We start from the raw sequence: 17,707 nt of genomic DNA, 5'->3' as shown, positions 1-17,707 counted from the left end.
TGGTACGCCGATTTCTTTTCAGAGATGCAAAAAATAAAAGCCCGGACGAAGCTTCGTCCGGGCCCCTTGCGTGCGGTGGAGGCTGCTCAGGCGATGGTGACTTCCGGATTCAGGTACACATCCTGGATGGCGTGCAGCAGCTCGACGCCTTCCTTCATGGGACGCTGGAACGCCTTGCGGCCGGAGATCAGGCCCATCCCGCCGGCCCGCTTGTTGATGACGGCCGTACGCACGGCATCCCGCAGGTCGTCTTTGCCCTTCGAGGCACCGCCCGAGTTGATCAGACCGCAGCGCCCCATGTAGCAGTTGGCCACCTGATAGCGCGTCAGGTCGATCGGATGGTCGGTGCTCAGCTCCGTGTAAATGCGCTCGTCCAGCTTGCCGTAGCTGCTGCTGCCCGTGTTGAGCGCCTTGTAGCCGCCGTTATGGGTGGGCAGCTTCTGCTTGATGATGTCGGCCTCAATCGTCACACCCAGGTGGTTGGCCTGGCCGGTCAGATCGGCCGCCGTCTCATGGTTGACACCGTTGACTTTGAAGGCATTATTGCGAAGATAGCACCACAGGATCGTCACCATGCCCAGCTCGTGGGCGTAGGAGAACGCTTCACTGATCTCCTGCAACTGCCGCCGCGACTCCGGCGAGCCCCAGTAGATGGTGGCACCGACGCCCACGCAGCCCATGTTCCAGGCGTCCTTGACGCGGGCAAACAGGACCTGATCGTACGTGTTCGGGTAGGAGAGCAGCTCGTTGTGATTGAGCTTGAGAATGAACGGAATCTTGTGGGCATACTTGCGGGCGACGGCGCCCAGCACGCCGAACGTTGTGGCCACCGCGTTGCAGCCGCCCTCGATGGCCAGCTTGACGATGTTTTCGGGATCGAAATAGATCGGATTCGGCGCGAAGCTGGCACCGGCGCTGTGCTCAATGCCCTGGTCGACCGGCAGGATGGACAGATAGCCCGTTCCGGCCAGACGCCCCGTGTTGAACAGTTCCTGCATGGCGCGCAGCACCCGCGGATTGCGATCTGAGTCCTTCCAGACGCGATCAACAAAATCCGGACCCGGCAGGTGCAGCAACTCTTTGGGAATCGTGGTACACTTGTGTTCGAGCAGGTACTCGGCTTCGTCGCCCAGGAGTTCGGCGATGCGCGAAATGGTAACCTCGGCCATGATCTTTTTCCGGTTTGGTTTAAGATCTTGAAGATTAGCTCAAACATAATACGCCCGGAGAGATAAAAACGATTCTGTGGAAGCGCTTTTTTACAAATCCATTATGAAGGAAGGCGCTTCCAGAGGAAGCTCAATCCAGACGTACCGCCTCGGGCAGACGCTCCGGGCATTCGAGCGCTTCTGGCAACCAGGAAGCCAGCAGCGGGGCATAGAGCAGTCCCCGCGAACCCAGCGCCGCAAACAGCCACAGGTGCCGTCGGCCGGGCAGGGGACTGAGCACGGGCAACGGACGATACGGACGAATCACGCGCACGCCCGTCAGGGCCGCAATGACAGTGCTTCCGGAGATTTCCGGCACCCAGCGGGCGGCTTCTTCCAGCAGCCAGCGCGTCTGCGCCTCGGAAGGCGCCAGGTCCGTGAACGTCGGCTCGTAGGTACTTCCCACGAAAATCTGATCGCCGTAAGGCGCCAGGTGCACGTTGGCCAGCACCAGCGGTAGGGTGTCGAGTGAAGGAGGTCGCTGCAGGCAGATCACCTGGCCCTTGACGGCCTGAAATGGCAGCCGGGCCAGCTCGGGATGCGCCTGGTAGCCGTAGCCGGGCGCCAGGATCGCATAGTCGAACCGGTGCACTGCGCCCCGATCGGTATGCAGACGCACGCCGTCGGGCTCCTCTTTCCAGTCCACGACGCGGACCGGTCGATGTACCGGCACGCCGCTTCGTTCCAGCAGCACTTCGATGAGCCGTGCAGCCGAAACGGCCCCGCCCTGCGGAATCCAGAGCGCACCATAAGGGGCCTGCACCTGGGGGAAGCGTTCCTTCGCCTCCTCGGGTGCCAGCCACTGCACAAAGCGCGGATAGGTGCGGGCGGCCTCCCGGAAGTCCTGCGCCTGCTTTTCGGAAAAGGCCACGCGCAGCAGCCCGCGTCGGACGGGCACCCGGTCGCCCACGGCGGCCAGCAGCCGCTCCAGCGCTTCCAGCGCCGCGTCATGCTGCCAGTTGGGGCGCGCCCGACGCGTCATCAGCGGATGAAACAAGCCCCCGGCCGCCCGAAAGGCCTGGTCGGCCGCCTCGGTGGCCTCGAACACCTCTACGTGAGCGTGTCGGTGCAACGCGAACGCCGCGCAGGCACCGGCCAGACCGGCCCCGACGATGGCAATCCTGGATGAAGGTTGCATGATTTTCCTGTAGCGATCGAACCCTTCCCGAAGGGGACGTTTTAGCTTTAAAGCGTCCTCAGTCCGCAAAAACACACCTTAACGCCATGAACACACGGCCGGTTTGCATTGTCGGCGGCGGCGTGATCGGGCTGGCGCTGGGCTGGGAGCTGGCCCGTGCCGGCAAGCGGGTGCTACTGCTCGAGCGGGATCGGGTCGGACGCGCCGCTTCGTGGGTGTCGGCCGGCATGCTGGCGCCCGATGCCGAAATTCAGTTCGAAGAACCCGAGCTCTACCAGTTCAGCAAAGAAAGCCTGCGACGCTGGCCGGACTATGCGCAGGCGCTGGAAGCCGCCAGCGGCGTTTCGGTGGACCTGCGTACCGAAGGGGCACTCATGGTCGCGCCCGATCGCGACAGCGCCGAAGCCTATCGCCGCATCTATCGTTTCGCAAAAGAACAGGGGCTGAACGTCGAGTGGCTCACGGGCGACGAGGCACTGGAGCTGGAACCGTTCCTGGCGCCGCGGCTGGTCGGTGCCATTCACGCGCCGGAGACCTATCAGGTGGACAACCGGCGGCTGATCGAGGCGCTGCGTGTGGCACTGGAGAAGGCCGGTGGCGAGATTCGTGAGCAGGTGGCCGTCGTGGCCGTCGAGCCCGACGAGACGCGGCCGGCCGTGCGCACGGCCGAGGGTGAGCGCATCGAAGCCGAAACGGTGGTCATTGCGGCGGGTGCCTGGTCCGGACAGATCGAGGGGCTGGGCTGGAAGCCGCCCATGCGTCCCATCAAGGGCCAGGTGATTCTGCTCACGATGGAGCCGCCGTTTGGCCTGCGCTACGTGGTGCGCGGCCCTGATGCCTACCTGGTGCCCAAAAGCGACGGTCGCCTGATCGTGGGGGCCACCATGGAAGAGATGGGCTTCGACACGCGCGTGACGGCCGGCGGACTCTACAAGCTGCTCGAAGGGGCCTGGGAACTGGTGCCCGGCATTTACGATCTGCCCGTGCAGGAGATCGGGGCCGGGTTGCGTCCGGGCACGCGCGACAATCGGCCCATTCTGGGCTACGGGGCTCCCGGCATCGTGCTGGCTACCGGGCACTACCGCCATGGCATTCTGCTGACGCCCATCACGGCGCAGGAGGTGGCCCGCCTGATCCTTACCGGAGAAACTTCCCCGTGGCTGGCTCCGTTTTCACCCGAGCGATTCCTGACGGCTTCGACCCCTTCGTAAAACGATGGCCGAAACTACCCGGACCCTGGCAATTGTGCTGAACGGCGAGCCCTACGAGGTGCCCGCCGGCACCACGGTGGCCGAGCTGTTGCGCCGCCTGGAGATCGATCCGGAAACGGCGCGCGGCATTGCCGTGGCGGTGAACGAGGAGGTCGTGCGCCGTTCGCAATGGGCCGAACTCCGGCTCCAGGCAGGCGATCGCGTGGAAGTGGTAACGGCCCGTCAGGGCGGATAAAAACGCACACGAGAGGCTATGAGCACGCAGGTGGTTGACGGCAAGGGCTGGCAGGTGCAGGTGGACGACGAGCCGCTGCGCATCGGGCCGCTGGAGCTGCACACGCGGCTGCTGATGGGCTCGAGCGGCTATCCGAACGTGCAGACCATGCTCGATGCGCTGGAAGCGGCCGGGGCCGAGCTGGTGACGGTGGCCATCCGGCGTATCAACCTGAAGGATCGCTCCGAGGAGAGTCTGCTGGCGCTGCTCGAACGGCACGGCTACCGGGTGCTGCCTAACACGGCCGGCTGCTACACGGCCCGCGAAGCCGTGCTCGTGGCGCAACTGGCCCGCGAGGCGCTCGAAACGAACCTGATCAAGCTGGAGGTCATCGGCGACGACGAAACGCTGCTGCCCGACGTGGAGCAGCTCCTGAAAGCTGCCCGGGAGTTGATCAACGATGGCTTCGTAGTGCTGGCCTACACGAACGACGATCCGATCACCTGCCGCAAGCTGGCCGATCTGGGTTGTGCGGCCGTGATGCCGCTGGCCTCGCCGATCGGTAGCGGCATGGGGCTGGTCAATCCCTACAACCTGCACCTGATCCGGGAAATGATCGACGACGTGCCGCTCATCGTGGATGCCGGGATCGGGACGGCCAGCGACGCGGCAATGGCCATGGAGCTGGGCTACGACGGGGTGCTGGTCAACTCGGCCATCTCGCAGGCGGAGCATCCGGTGCTAATGGCCCGTGCCGTCCGCCACGCGGTCGAGGCCGGCCGACTGGCCTTCAGGGCCGGACGCATGCCGCGGCGCTTCTACGCACGGCCGTCCTCGCCGATGGAAGGGCGCGTCGGACACTGAGGCATGCTGCCCCGTCTGCTGCTGATCGCCGATCGCTTTACCGATCCGCATCGGACCAGGGTAGTGCACCGGGCAGTAACCGCCGGCGTGCCCTGGGTGCAGCTCCGTGACCACCGGGTCGATCCCGACACGTTCGCCCGTGCGGCCGAAGCGCTCGTGCCGGTCCTGCAGGCCGAAAATCCAGACCTGCTGCTCTCGGTCAACACGCACCTGGAAGTGGCGCAGCGTCTGGGGCTGGGACTGCACGTCGGACGGCGCGGTCCCTCGGTGGCCGAAGCCCGGCGGCGACTCGGGTCCGGGACGTTGCTGGGCTACTCGGCGCATGATCTGGACGCGGCCCGCCGGGCTGCCGATGAAGGGGCCGATTATCTGCTCTTCAGCCCGGTTTTTCCCACGGCCAGCAAGCCCGGCGTACCGGCAGTCGGTCTGGAGGCGCTGGCGGCGGTCTGTCGAGCGGTTCCCATTCCCATACTGGCGCTGGGCGGCATCACGCCCGAGCACGTCTCGGCCTGCCTGCAGCAGGGTGCCCACGGCGTGGCCGTCGTCTCGGCCATTCTGGACGCTTCGGATCCTGAAGGGGCCGTTCGGCAGTTTTTAGCACGTACCGAAAACGCATTGTACCATCGATAAACGGCCATGAACCGACAAATTCCACCGGTGGCGCTGACGATCGCCGGAAGCGACTCGGGCGGGGGCGCCGGCATCCAGGCCGACATCAAGGCGATGCAGGCCAACGGCGTTTTTGCCGCCTCGGTCATCACGGCCGTGACGGCGCAGAACACGCGGGTCGTGACGGCCGCCTTCGAGCTACCGCTGGAGTTGATCGAAGCGCAGATCGACGCGGTCTTTGAAGACCTGCCGGTTGCGGCCGTCAAGACGGGCATGCTTTCGTCGGCGGCCATCATCGAACTGGTGGCGCGTAAGGCCGAACAATGGCAGATGCGACCGCTCGTGGTCGATCCGGTGATGATTTCCAAAAGTGGCTATCCGCTGCTGAAGCCCGACGCCGTTGCCACGTTGCGCGAGGCGCTGTTGCCGCTCGCCACGCTGGTGACGCCCAATGCGCACGAGGCCGCTCATCTGACCGGCCTGAAGATCGAAACGGTCGAAGATCTCTACGAGGCGGCCCGGCGCATCAAAGCCATGGGGCCGCAGGCCGTGCTGGTGAAGGGCGGGCACCTGAGCCGTGAGGCCGTGGCGGTCGATGTGCTTTTCGACGGCGAGCGCTTCGAGGAATTCCGCGCGCCCCGGATCGACACGCCGCACACGCACGGTACCGGCTGCACCTACGCTTCGGCCATCGCCGCCAACCTGGCGCGGGGATTTTCGCTGGTCGAGGCCGTGCGTCGCGCCAAGCAGTACGTGACCGAGACGATCCGCCATGCATTGCCCATCGGCGGCGGCCACGGCCCCACGCACCACTTCTATTTTCTGGAATCCTTCAAAGGATTTCCCATCGGCGCCGAAGAACCCGAAAAAACGGCCGGCGTATAAGCGGATGCTTTCCAAGGTTGGCGCTTGCGTCCGAAACGACGCATCCTTATCTTAGCCAGCCGCAGTAAGCGTGCCCGTAGCTCAGCTGGATAGAGCGTCTGACTACGGATCAGAAGGTCGGGGGTTCGAATCCTCCCGGGCACGCCACCTGGCCCGCACCTTCCACGGTGCGGGCTTTTCTGTTAGAAACCAGTGAGCCTGCGTGGAGAGCCTTTCACTCCGAGCGCTGTGGGGGCGCGTACGGGAGTTGCTGGCCCGTCTGGAGCAGCAACCCGGTTTTGAACCGCGGCCCGGCCAGCGCCAGATGGCCGAGACGGTCGTCCGGGCGATCGCCGAGGGGCTGCCCGCCGTAATCGAGGCCGGAACCGGCACGGGGAAGACGTTCGGCTACCTGATTCCGGCGCTCTGCGCGGAGGCGCGGGTGCTCGTTTCCACCAGCACGAAGGCCCTTCAGGAACAGCTCGTCCACAAAGATCTGCCGCTGCTGGGTGGGCTGCTGGATCGGCCGGTCTCCTGGGCCCTGCTCAAGGGACGACAGAACTATCTGTGCCGGCTGAAAATGGAGGCCGGCACCCAGGAGGAGCGACCGGTTTTCGAGACGCGCGACGAAGCCGAGGCGTTTCGGCGTCTGCTGGAATGGGCGCGCCGCTCGGATACCGATGGCGATCTGGAGCAATTTCCGGGGCGTGTGACGCCCGCGTTGCGGGAGCTGGTCACCATGGACGCGGACGGCTGCGGCGGCCGACAGTGTCCGTTCTACGATGCCTGTTTTCTGATGGAAGCCCGACGCCGGGCCGAGCGGGCCGACGTGGTGGTGGTCAACCATGCGCTATTGTTGCAGGACCTGATGCTGCGGGCGCGAAGCGGCGGGGCGCTCTACCTGCTACCTGAGGCGGAAGTGCTGGTGATCGACGAGGCGCATCGGCTCGAGGAAATGGCGCTGGGGGCGTTGAGCGTTTACATCTCGCCCTATCGGGTGGAGCGCCTGCGGCGGCAGGCGCTTCGGCTGCCCGGGATCGATCACCGCACGCGGGCCGAACTGGAAGCGCTGGGTCTGGTGGCCGACGAGCTGAAGCGCCAGGCCGACGCGGCGCTGACGGGACGTCCGGCCGCGCCGCTGACCGAAGCGCTGAGTGTGGTGCTGCTGAACCTGCGTGACCGGGCCGGCGTGCTGGAGGACCTCGTTGGACAGATGATGCGCCTGCAGCTCCAGCGCTTCGGCGGAAGCACGCAGCAGGAGTTGCAAGCTCGGTACGAGGCGGTGCTGCGCGGGTTGCAGCGGCTGGCGGCCGATGCCGGTGTGATCACCGAACGCTGGCGTGCGCAGGCGGCCGAGCACGTGCTCTACGTGCAGCGCGAGCGCCGCCAGCCGGTCGTGATCTGCCAGCCGCTGGATGCCGGCGGCACGCTTCAGCAGGTGCTGTTCGAGGCGTTTCCCACGGTCGTCTGTACGAGTGCCACGCTGACCACGCTGGCGCGGCCGCTCCGTCGACGCGCGGCGGCGGGCGAGGCGTCCGACGGACCGTTCGCCTACTTCCGACGCCGCACCGGCTTTCCGGAAGAAGGTCTGGAGCTGATCGTGCCGGCGCCGTTCGACTACCGACGGCAGGCGTTGCTGTACCTGCCACCCGATCCGATCCGGCTGGATCCCACGCGGATTCGAGACGCCCGAACGCAGCAGGCTTACGAAGAGGCGCTCATCGGCGAAGTGCAGGCGCTGGTGGCTGCCTCGCGGGGACGGGCGCTGGTGCTGACCACCAGCCTTCGCATGATGGAGCGCCTGGCCGAAGCGCTGCAGGACTGCGGCTATCCGGTACTGGTGCAGGGGAGTGCGCCGCGTGCCCGACTGGTGCGCCAGCTCAAAGCGCAGGCCTCGGTGCTGGTGGCCACGCGCGCCTTCTGGGAGGGGGTCGATGTGCCCGGCGAAGCGCTCTCGCTGGTGGTCATCGATCGGTTGCCGTTTCCGGGGCGAGAAGATCCCTACTGGCAGGCCCGCTACGAACAGGCGGGCGACGACTGGTTCGAGCTGGAGGCACTTCCCCAGGCGCTGCTGACGCTCAAGCAGGGCTTCGGGCGACTGATCCGCACACGCACCGATCGGGGCGTGGTGGCGCTGCTGGACGGCCGGCTTCAGACCAAGTACTATGGCCGCTGGATCCTTGACGCATTGCCGCCGGCCCGCCGCGTGCAGACCCTCGACGAAGTGGTGCGCTTTCTGGCTTGACGCTTCAGTTAAGCGGCGACAGCCCCCCAGATCACCTGTGCATCAGGCGAAGGGATCTCGGCGGAGAAAGCCGACATCCGGGACGGAGCGATGGACAGGGCTCGTAAAAAAATAACCACAAGCCCCTCAAATTAAAGGCTTGCGGCTAATCTCTGGTGGAGACAAGGGGATTCGAACCCCTGACCTCTGCGGTGCGATCGCAGCGCTCTACCAACTGAGCTATGTCCCCACGTTGCCTGCGTGCGCAAGCGGTCCAATCAACGAGCGTTTCTGTCTTGCTGTTCCATAAGCTGGCAAACTACCGTCCGGATTTGCCGGCTTTAATGCGTTCGTTTACAGGTTTTTCACGGCCTTGCCCGGTGACGTTTCGGCTTTCTGAAAACAAAAAGCTGGCCTCCACCGTACATTTTCTCCCTTCAGACCGGCGTGGGTGGGGTGGTGGCGAAGGCCGGTCATAACTGTAACAGGCAACGGAATCAATTGGCGAGGGTCACATGAGTCAGGCTTCGGAAAAACCCCGCGATCTGCTCGGCACGCGCGACACGTTCGACACCGGACACGGCACTGCCTACATCTACCGGCTCGATCGGCTGGAAAAACTGGGCTTTTCGGGACTGGATCGCCTGCCGTTCTCGATCAAGGTCCTGCTGGAAGGACTGCTGCGCACCTGCGACGGCTATCTGGTGACGCAGGAGGACGTGGAGCGGCTGGCTCGCTACAATCCGAAGGCGCCGGCCGCCGAAGAGATCCCGTTCATGCCGGCGCGGGTGCTGTTGCAGGACTTCACGGGCGTGCCGGCCGTGGTGGACCTGGCCGCCATGCGCTCGGCCATGGCCCGGCTGGGCGGCGACCCGGAAGTGATCAACCCGCGGGTGCCGGTGCATCTGGTGATCGACCACTCCGTGCAGGTCGATTATTTCGGCACGCCGGAAGCGCTCCGGCTCAATGCCGAACTGGAGTTCAAGCGCAATCGGGAGCGTTACGAATTTCTGCGCTGGGGCCAGCAGGCTTTTGAGAACTTTTCGGTCATCCCGCCGGCCAGTGGCATCTGCCACCAGGTCAACCTGGAGTACATCTCGCGGGTGGTCTGGAGCCGGCCGGAGGACGACGGCGTGCCGGTCGCCTATCCCGACAGCCTGGTCGGCACCGACAGCCACACGACCATGGTCAACGGCCTGGGCGTGCTGGGCTGGGGCGTCGGGGGCATCGAGGCCGAGGCGGTCATGCTGGGCCAGCCCATCTACATGCTCATGCCGGAGGTGATCGGCTTCCGGCTTACCGGCGAGCTCCCCGAAGGCGCCACGGCCACCGACCTGGTGCTGACCGTCACGCAGATTTTGCGTCAGTACGGCGTCGTGGGCCGCTTCGTGGAATTCTTCGGACCGGGTCTGAGTAAGCTTTCGGTGCCCGACCGCGCCACGATCGCCAATATGGCGCCTGAGTACGGTGCCACAATGGGCTTCTTCCCGGTCGACCAGGAAACGCTCGATTACCTGCGGCGCACCGGCCGCCCGCAGGAGCTGATCGACCTGGTCGAGCGCTATACAAAAGAGCAGGGGCTGTTCCGTACGGACGAAACGCCCGATCCGGAATTCCTGGACGTCATCGAGCTGGATCTGGGCACCGTGGTGCCCAGTGTGGCCGGCCCGAAGCGGCCGCAGGACCGCATCGACGTGCCCGCACTCAAGCAGGCCTTCCGGACGGCCTTCACGGCGCCGGTCGGACCCAAGGGCTTCGGCCGCAAGCCGGAAGAATTCGAGCAGACGGCCACCTACCGGGACGAGCAGGGGAACGAAGTGCAGCTCCGCCATGGTGACGTGGTGATCGCGGCCATTACGAGCTGCACGAACACGAGCAACCCCTCGGTGATGCTGGGGGCCGGTCTGCTGGCGAAAAAAGCCGTCGAAAAAGGATTGAAGGTGCCGCCTTACGTCAAGACCAGCCTGGCACCCGGCTCCAAGGTGGTGACCGACTACCTGATCGAGTCGGGGCTGTTGCCCTACCTCGAAAAGCTGGGCTTTGACGTGGTCGGATACGGCTGCACGACCTGCATCGGCAACTCGGGACCGCTTCCCGAGCCGGTGGCCCGGGCGATCAAAGAGGGCAATCTGGTGGTGGCCGGCGTGCTTTCGGGCAACCGGAACTTTGAAGGGCGCATTCACCCGCTCGTGCAGGCGAACTTCCTGGCCTCGCCGCCGCTGGTGATCGCCTATGCGCTGGCTGGCACCGTGAACATCGACTTGATGAACGAGCCGCTGGGCAAAGATGCCGACGGCAACGATGTGTACCTGAAAGACATCTGGCCCAGCAGCCGGGAGATCCTGGATCTGATCAACGAGGCCATCAAGCCCGAGATGTTCCGGAAGGAATACGAGGGCATCGAAACCTCGAACGAGATGTGGAATCAGATCCGGGTCTCAGGCGGCGCGCTCTACGAGTGGGATCCGAACTCGACCTACATCCAGGAGCCGCCGTTCTTCGAGAACCTGACGCCCGACGTGCCGGAAATCCAGCCGATTCTGGGGGCGCGTGTGCTGGTGCGGGCCGGCGACTCGACCACGACCGACCACATCTCGCCGGCCGGTTCCATTCCGCCCGACAGCCCGGCCGGCCGCTATCTGATCGAACGAGGCGTCAAGCCCATCGACTTCAACTCGTACGGTTCGCGGCGCGGCAACCACGAGGTGATGATGCGCGGCACGTTCGCGAACATCCGCTTCAAGAACCTGCTCGTGCCGGGCACCGAGGGCGGCATCACGCGCTACTTCCCGACCGGCGAGATCATGCCGATCTACGATGCCGCCATGCGCTACAAGGAGCAGGGTATCCCGCTGATCGTCATCGGCGGCAAGGATTACGGCATGGGCTCCAGCCGCGACTGGGCCGCCAAGGGAACGGCGCTGCTCGGCGTGCGGGCCGTACTGGCCGAGAGCTTCGAGCGCATCCACCGCTCGAACCTGATCGGCATGGGTGTGCTTCCGCTCCAGTTCAGGGAAGGCGAAAACGCCGAGTCGCTGGGGCTGGACGGCTCGGAGGTTTACGACATTCCGGTGACCAACGACGTCAAACCGCGCCAGACGCTGACCGTCACGGCCACGAAGGCCGACGGCTCGAAGGTGACCTTCGAGGTGCTGGTGCGGCTCGACACGCCCGTTGAGGTCGAGTACTACCGCAACGGTGGCATTCTGCACTACGTGCTGCGCGACTTCCTGCGCAGCCAGCCCGAGCGCGTCGAGGCGTAGTCCGCCGCGCGAATTATCCGGATTAGAAAAGCAGGTCCCCGGGCGGGGGCCTGCTTTTTTTTGAACGGCTGTCAGGGTAGGCGCAGGTTCATCTGTATTCCATATAGAATTGTTGAAAGCTTGGATTTTTATGCAACAGCCTGACTGGACACTGCTGGCCCGTTACCTGGAGGGAACGACTACGCCAGAAGAGCGCGCGCGTGTGGAGGCCTGGTGTGCGGCCGACCCTGCGCATCGTGCCCTGCTGAAGCGTCTGGAGGTGATCTGGCGGACGCCGCCTGCTCGGCCAGGGGCCTGGGATGCCGAAGCTGCCTGGCTGCAAGTCGCACGTCAGGTGCGTGCAGCAGGGACGGGGCGGCCACCACGCAGGTCGCGGCGTCGCAAGCTTCCTTATGGAGTGCGTGTTGCGCTGGTCCTGGTGCTGTTGCTGATTCCGCTGGGGGTGTTGCTCTGGCGGATGACCTCGCCCGCGCCGTCCCGGGTCGCCGAAGTGGTTACCTGGGATTCGTGGCGGACGACCACCGGCGAGCAGAAGATTCTGCGGCTGGCGGACGGCACGCGGATCTGGATGGCGCCCGAAAGTCAGGTAGATGTGCAACAACCGTATATGCAGCATCGCACGTTGAGGGTGCGGGGGGAAGTTTACGTGGAAGTGGCCGAGGCGTCCGGCGTGTGTCTGCTGGCCGGGCCGGTAACCATTCGGGATATTGGCACCCGATTTCTGGTCCGCGCCGATCATCCGGAGGCGTTGGTGCAGGTAGTGGTCGAGGAAGGATTGGTAGCGATGCAGGCGGCTGCAAGGGCCGACTCACTGGTGGTTGCGGCGGGTATGCTTGGGCGATACGATGCGCAGCAATCGCGGCTGCGGGTTCTTCGTCTGTCCGACCAGGATTTGCGCGCGTATTTCTCCTGGATGCAGGGGACGCTGGTGTTTCAGACGGCCTCGCTCGAGGAGGTGCAGCGCCAGCTATTACGCTGGTTCGGCGTACACTTCGTTTTTCCGCCCACGCATCGACAGGCCCATCTAACCGCGAGTTTTCAGCTCAGGCAACCCATTGCGGAAATAGCCGAGGCAATAGGGCTGGCGCTTCACCTGCGGCCACTTGCCCGGGGAGATTCGATCATCTTTCAACCGACCCAACCAGAGTAAACCATGAAGGAGATGCTACGAGGTCTGTTTTTGATCGGCGTGCTGGCCGTTCAGACTACGGTAGCGGCCGAGCGTCCGCAGCCGGTGAGGCATTTCGCGCCGCTGCACTGGTACGCGTACAGTGACAGCGTCGAGAAAATCAACGAGCGGCTGGTTTCGCTCGAGGCACAGAGTCTGTCGCTGCGGCAGGCGCTGGCGCGTCTGGTGGCGCAGGTGGGCGGGCGTCTGACTTACGATTCGGCACAGGTGCCGGATCGTCAGGTCCGGGTTTCGCTGCAGGCGGTACCGCTGGAGGTGGCGCTGGACAGCCTGCTGGTCGGGACGAACCTGACGGTGTGGGCTTCGCCCAGCGGACAACTGGTGCTGGTTCCGACGCCCCGGGCTCCGGAAAAGGCGCCGGCTCCTCAGCACACCGTGCAGGGGCAGGTGCTCGATGCGGAAACGGACGACCCGCTTCCCGGCGTCAACGTGGTGGTCAAGGGAACCATGATCGGGACGACGACCGATCTGGACGGCTACTATGCACTGGAAGCGCCTTCGCCTGAAGACACGCTGGTCTTTTCGTTCGTGGGTTACCGGAGCGCGGAAGTACCCATCGACGGACGGACGCGTATCGATGTGCGGCTTCTTCCGGCGGTGGAGGAACTGGAAGAAATTGTCGTGATCGGCTATGGCACCCAGCAACGTGTGCGTGTGACCGGTTCGGTTACTTCGCTCCAGATGGAGGAGGTGGCCGAGCTCCCGACGTTCAGCTTTGAGAATGCGATTCTGGGACGCCTGCCGGGGGTGCAGATTCAGGAAACCAGTGGAGAGCCCGGCGCCGCTCCGACCGTTCGCATCCGTGGGACGCGATCCATTACGGCCGGCAACGATCCGCTTTACGTGATCGATGGTTTTCCGGTCTCGAGCAATCCCGCCCTGCAGGGATCGATCGCGCTGCGCGACGAACTCTATCAGCCACCCCCCATCAATCCACTGGCTGGCCTGAATCCGGACGACATTGCTTCGGTCGAAGTGCTCAAGGATGCGTCAGCGGCGGCGATTTACGGTTCGCGGGGAGCCAATGGCGTCATTCTGATCACAACGCGGAAGGGTCAGCGTGATGGAAGCATTCAGGTGCGCTACAATGGCTACGTCGGGCTCCAGGAGGTCGCGCGCAAACCCGATCTGATGAATGCACGCGAACTGATCGAATACACGATCGATGCGCGCAATAACAATTATCGCGAAAAATACGGTCAGGACCCGCCCAATCCGCGGACCAATGAAGGCCGACCCAACGACGACTTCGTGTTGATTCCGGAAAAGTACGTGAACTGGGACGGCACGGATACAGACTGGCTGGATCTGATCTTTCGCACGGCCCCGACCGTCAGCCAGCATCTTTCGGTCTCGGGTGGGGTGGATAAGCTGGGCTATTATGTGGCGGGTAGCTATCTGATGCAGGAAGGCCTGATCGACGGCACCAACGACCTGACCCGCTACAGCCTGCGCGTCAACCTCGACGCCGATCCGCACGAGCGCTTGCATCTCAATCTGAATCTCAATACCGCCTTCACGCGCACCAATCGCCTGCCGGCCAATGCGCCGTACTTTGCCCGGCCCCCCGGCATTATCTATTCCGCCATGGTGCATTCGCCCGTCATCAAGCCATACAACGAGGATGGCTCCATCAATCAGCTGGACAATCAGTCGTATCTGGGTGGAGGCACGACATCTGCCAGCAATCCGCTGGCCATCATTGCGGCGGTAACGGACGTGCTGGACAACCATCGGACTTTCGGGACGCTGAGCGCTGACTACACGCTGCGTCCGGGACTGGTCTATCGCGTGAATCTCGGGGTTGATCTGAACAATTATCAACGAACGTTTTACCGGGCCAACTCGCTGCTCTACCGCACGGCGCGCACGGGCGAACCCTTTGGTCAGGCCAACGCTTCACAGAGCTTGAACTGGCTCATCGAGCACACGCTTTCGTACGAGGTGAGCCTGAACGACGCGCACTATCTGTCGGCAGTGGCCGGCTACACGGCCCAGAAGGAGACGATCGACCTGTCGCAGGTGGAAGCCCGTAACTTCCCGGACGACAAGGTGAAAACCATCAGCGGCGGGCAGGTCACGGGAGGAAGCGGCGTACAGGAGGCCTGGTCGCTGGTGTCGATGCTGGCGCGCCTCAGCTACAGCTATCGCGACCGCTATCTGCTGACGGCTTCGATTCGCTCGGATCGGTCTTCCCGCTTCGGCCGGAATCGCCAGACCGGTGTGTTTCCGTCCGTGTCGGTAGGCTGGCGCATCCAGGAAGAGCCTTTCATGCAGCCGGTGCGCGGATTTTTGAGCGAACTGAAGTTGCGGACCAGCTACGGGGTGACGGGCAACTTCCAGATTCCCAACTATGCGTCGATCAGCCTGCTGGACCAGGCCAACTACGTGGTAGGCAATCAGGTGGTGCTGGGGGCGGCCCCGGCCACGCTGGGTGACGAAAACCTGACCTGGGAAACTACCCGCCAGTTCAACCTCGGCCTGGATGTAGGGCTGCTGGCCGATCGGATCTACTTCACGGCGGAGTTCTACAACAGCATCACCGAAGACCTGCTGCTCTACGTCAACGTGCCGACGGCGCTGGGGTACGAGTCGGCCCTGACGAATATCGGCAAGGTTCGGAATCGGGGCTTCGAATTTTCCCTCACGTCCCGGAATCTGGTGGGGGCGTTCACCTGGGAGACCGACTTCAATCTCAGCGTGAACCGTAACAAAGTGCTGGCGCTGGGGCCAGATGATGCGCCTATCTATACGCTCAACATTGCCGGATTGCGCTACGTCACCCAGGTAGGGGCGCCGATCGGTAGCTATTATGGTTTCGTGGTGGAGGGCATCTATCAGTCAGAAGAGGAAATTGCGCAGGCCCCGGTCGATAGGCTGGCACCCAACCCGGGCCCCGGTGACTTTCGCTTCAAGGACATCGATGGGGATGGCGACGTGGACAACGACGATCGCACCGTCATCGGAAGCTACTTCCCCGACTATACCTTTGGCATCACCAACCGGTTCGGGTACAAAAACTTCGACCTGGCCATTTTTATCCAGGGCGTGCAGGGCAACGAGATTCTCAACCTGACCAGCCGCCACCTGAAAAATGGCGAGGCCAATTTCAACAGCTATGCCATCTTTAACGAGCGGTGGCGTTCGCCAGAAAATCCCGGCAATGGCAAAGTGCCGCGTGCCGATCGGCAGAGCGATTTGCATGGCAACAACAACCGCCCCTCCACTTTCCAGGTCGAGGACGGCTCGTACGTGCGGCTGCGTAGCGTGACGCTGGGCTACACGCTGCCGGAGCGGTTGCTGGGACGTCACCTTTCACAGGCCCGCATTTATCTGAGCGCCACCAACCTGTTCACCTGGACCAACTATCTGGGCTTCAACCCGGAGGTGAGCATGCGGGCCGAGAGTGCGTTGACGCCTGGTCTGGACTACGGTACCTATCCGCTGGCCCGAACCTACACGCTGGGAGTCAGCCTGACTTTCTAATGCTGCTTGCCATTAAACCTGTAGGAATCATGCGACCGATTCATTTTGTTGCGCTGTTACTGCTGGTCGGCGGCCTGAGCGCCTGCGGCGAGGATTTCACGATGCTGGCGCCTCCCTCGCAGAAGAATGCGGCCGACTTTTACCAGACGCCCGAGGATTTCCAGCAGGCGATCTTCGGGGTCTACGATGCGCTGCAGCAGCGCGGAACGTTCAATATGGGCTACTGGATCGCCGGCGAGATGCGCTCCGACAACACGGATGCGGGCGACGACGTGACCGGGTTGGCCGCACAGCTGGCCGCGCTCGACACGTTCGATGAGTTGCCCACGAACGACTATGCGCTGGCGATCTGGGCCGATTCGTACCGGGGAGTGGCCCGCGCCAACGTGATCCTGGCGCGTCTGCCAGCGGCCGATCTGCCCGCCGATCTGAAGGCCCTGTATGAAGGGGAGGCCCTCTTCCTGCGCTCGCTCTTTTATTACTATCTGGCGCAGATCTTCTGCAACATTCCCCTGATCCTCGACGAAACGACCTCGCCCGACCAGCCGGTGAATCAGGTGCCGGCCAGCGAGGTCTATGCGCAGCTCATGCAAGACCTGACACGCGCCGAAGAACTGTTGCCGGTGCGCTATCCGCAGGGACAGGAAGGGCGTGCTACGAAAGGAGCAGCCGCCACGCTGCTGGCCAAGGTCTATCTGATCGTGGGCGACCGGGGGCGTGCCGCTACCGTGCTGCGCCGCATCATCGACAACTATGGCTACCAGCTGGTGCCTGATTATGCGGATCTCTGGGGACCTGAAAACGAAAACAATCCCGAGTCCATTTTCGAGGTGCAGTACAAAGCGGGTGGATTCGGAGAAGGCAGCCCGTTCGTGGATCAGTTCGTTCCCTGGAGTACGGCAACCAGTGGACAGACAGGCAACCGCCCGACGCTCGACATGCAGCAGGCGTATGAGGAAGGAGATCTGCGTTTCATGATTTCCATGGATACCAGCTATGTGGATGCCGACGGCGAAACACAACAGGCGCGGTACATCAAAAAGTACATCAGCCAGCCCTTTGCACTCTTCGACGCCGAAAACAACTTCATCGTCTTTCGCTATGCGGATGTGCTGTTGATGCTTGCCGAAGCGCTGGGTGAAAGCCCGGAGGCCTACGCCCTGATCAACCAGGTACGGCAGCGGGCCGGACTTCCGCCTATCGGACCGGATACGCCCGGAACCTTCGAAGAGAAGCTGCTGCACGAACGTCGCGTCGAGCTGGCTTTCGAAAACCACCGCTGGTTCGATCTGCTCCGCTTCGGGCGGGCCATGGACGTCATGCAGGCGAAAGGATTCCGGCCCAAACAGTGCTTCCCCATCCCGCAGCGTGAAATTGACGTCTCGCACGGCGTGCTTCAGCAGAATCCCGAACACGAATAACCCGGAGGAGGATCGT

Annotated in this window: 12 protein-coding genes and 2 tRNA genes; 11 read left to right on the top strand and 3 right to left on the bottom strand. The window is 63.6% G+C overall.

Features of this window, described 5'->3' with window-relative positions; all coding sequences use genetic code 11:
- Positions 1 to 86: 86 nt before the first annotated feature.
- Complete coding sequence (locus GYH26_RS11405; protein ID WP_012844592.1) at positions 87 to 1,169, bottom strand: class I fructose-bisphosphate aldolase; 1,083 nt, start codon at positions 1,167 to 1,169, stop codon at positions 87 to 89.
- Between the two features lie 130 nt (positions 1,170 to 1,299).
- The gene (locus GYH26_RS11400) at positions 1,300 to 2,346 is read right to left on the bottom strand and encodes an NAD(P)/FAD-dependent oxidoreductase (protein ID WP_161541754.1); all 1,047 of its coding nucleotides are present in this window, start codon (positions 2,344 to 2,346) and stop codon (positions 1,300 to 1,302) included.
- Positions 2,347 to 2,432: 86 nt separating this feature from the next.
- On the opposite strand from GYH26_RS11400, the gene thiO reads away from it, so the two are divergent.
- The 7 genes from thiO to GYH26_RS11365 all read left to right on the top strand — a co-directional run bounded on the left by thiO (position 2,433) and on the right by GYH26_RS11365 (position 8,353).
- Entirely contained in the window at positions 2,433 to 3,557 is a 1,125-nt protein-coding gene (thiO, locus tag GYH26_RS11395) for a glycine oxidase ThiO (protein ID WP_161541753.1), read from the top strand.
- 4 nt (positions 3,558 to 3,561) lie between these two features.
- Entirely contained in the window at positions 3,562 to 3,792 is a 231-nt protein-coding gene (gene thiS / locus GYH26_RS15090) for a sulfur carrier protein ThiS (protein WP_161541752.1), read from the top strand.
- A gap of 18 nt (positions 3,793 to 3,810) precedes the next feature.
- Positions 3,811 to 4,635, top strand: a complete 825-nt coding sequence (locus tag GYH26_RS11385) for a thiazole synthase (RefSeq protein WP_014066427.1) — start codon at positions 3,811 to 3,813, stop codon at positions 4,633 to 4,635.
- Positions 4,636 to 4,638: 3 nt separating this feature from the next.
- Positions 4,639 to 5,265 (top strand): thiamine phosphate synthase, encoded by a 627-nt coding sequence (locus GYH26_RS11380; RefSeq protein ID WP_161541751.1) that lies wholly within the window; start codon positions 4,639 to 4,641, stop codon positions 5,263 to 5,265.
- 6 nt (positions 5,266 to 5,271) lie between these two features.
- On the top strand, positions 5,272 to 6,129 hold the full coding sequence (gene thiD / locus GYH26_RS11375) for a bifunctional hydroxymethylpyrimidine kinase/phosphomethylpyrimidine kinase (protein ID WP_161541750.1): 858 nt from the start codon (positions 5,272 to 5,274) through the stop codon (positions 6,127 to 6,129).
- Between the two features lie 70 nt (positions 6,130 to 6,199).
- Positions 6,200 to 6,276: transfer RNA gene (locus GYH26_RS11370), tRNA-Arg, on the top strand.
- 55 nt (positions 6,277 to 6,331) lie between these two features.
- Positions 6,332 to 8,353 carry an ATP-dependent DNA helicase gene (locus GYH26_RS11365; protein WP_161541749.1) on the top strand — a complete coding sequence of 674 codons (2,022 nt, stop codon included), beginning with the start codon at positions 6,332 to 6,334 and terminating at the stop codon, positions 8,351 to 8,353.
- A 153-nt stretch (positions 8,354 to 8,506) separates the two neighbouring features.
- Here GYH26_RS11365 and GYH26_RS11360 read toward each other — a convergent pair.
- Positions 8,507 to 8,582 (bottom strand) — tRNA-Ala (locus GYH26_RS11360).
- Positions 8,583 to 8,847: 265 nt separating this feature from the next.
- Here GYH26_RS11360 and acnA point away from each other — a divergent pair.
- The 4 genes from acnA (at position 8,848) to GYH26_RS11340 (ending at position 17,691) form a co-directional block, all read left to right on the top strand.
- A complete protein-coding gene (gene acnA, locus GYH26_RS11355) occupies positions 8,848 to 11,595 on the top strand; it encodes an aconitate hydratase AcnA (RefSeq protein WP_161541748.1) in 2,748 nt (915 codons plus the stop codon).
- A gap of 130 nt (positions 11,596 to 11,725) precedes the next feature.
- Positions 11,726 to 12,745, top strand: coding sequence for a FecR family protein (locus tag GYH26_RS11350; protein ID WP_161541747.1), 1,020 nt, complete (start codon positions 11,726 to 11,728; stop codon positions 12,743 to 12,745).
- Positions 12,746 to 12,748: 3 nt separating this feature from the next.
- Positions 12,749 to 16,270, top strand: a complete 3,522-nt coding sequence (locus GYH26_RS11345; RefSeq protein ID WP_161541746.1) for a SusC/RagA family TonB-linked outer membrane protein — start codon at positions 12,749 to 12,751, stop codon at positions 16,268 to 16,270.
- A 29-nt stretch (positions 16,271 to 16,299) separates the two neighbouring features.
- Positions 16,300 to 17,691, top strand: a complete 1,392-nt coding sequence (locus tag GYH26_RS11340) for a RagB/SusD family nutrient uptake outer membrane protein (protein WP_161541745.1) — start codon at positions 16,300 to 16,302, stop codon at positions 17,689 to 17,691.
- Positions 17,692 to 17,707 lie beyond the last annotated feature (16 nt).

This window comes from Rhodothermus marinus, from assembly GCF_009936275.1.
Taxonomy (GTDB): Bacteria; Bacteroidota; Rhodothermia; order Rhodothermales; family Rhodothermaceae; genus Rhodothermus; species Rhodothermus marinus_A.
This window is presented reverse-complemented; position numbering and strand designations above follow the sequence as displayed.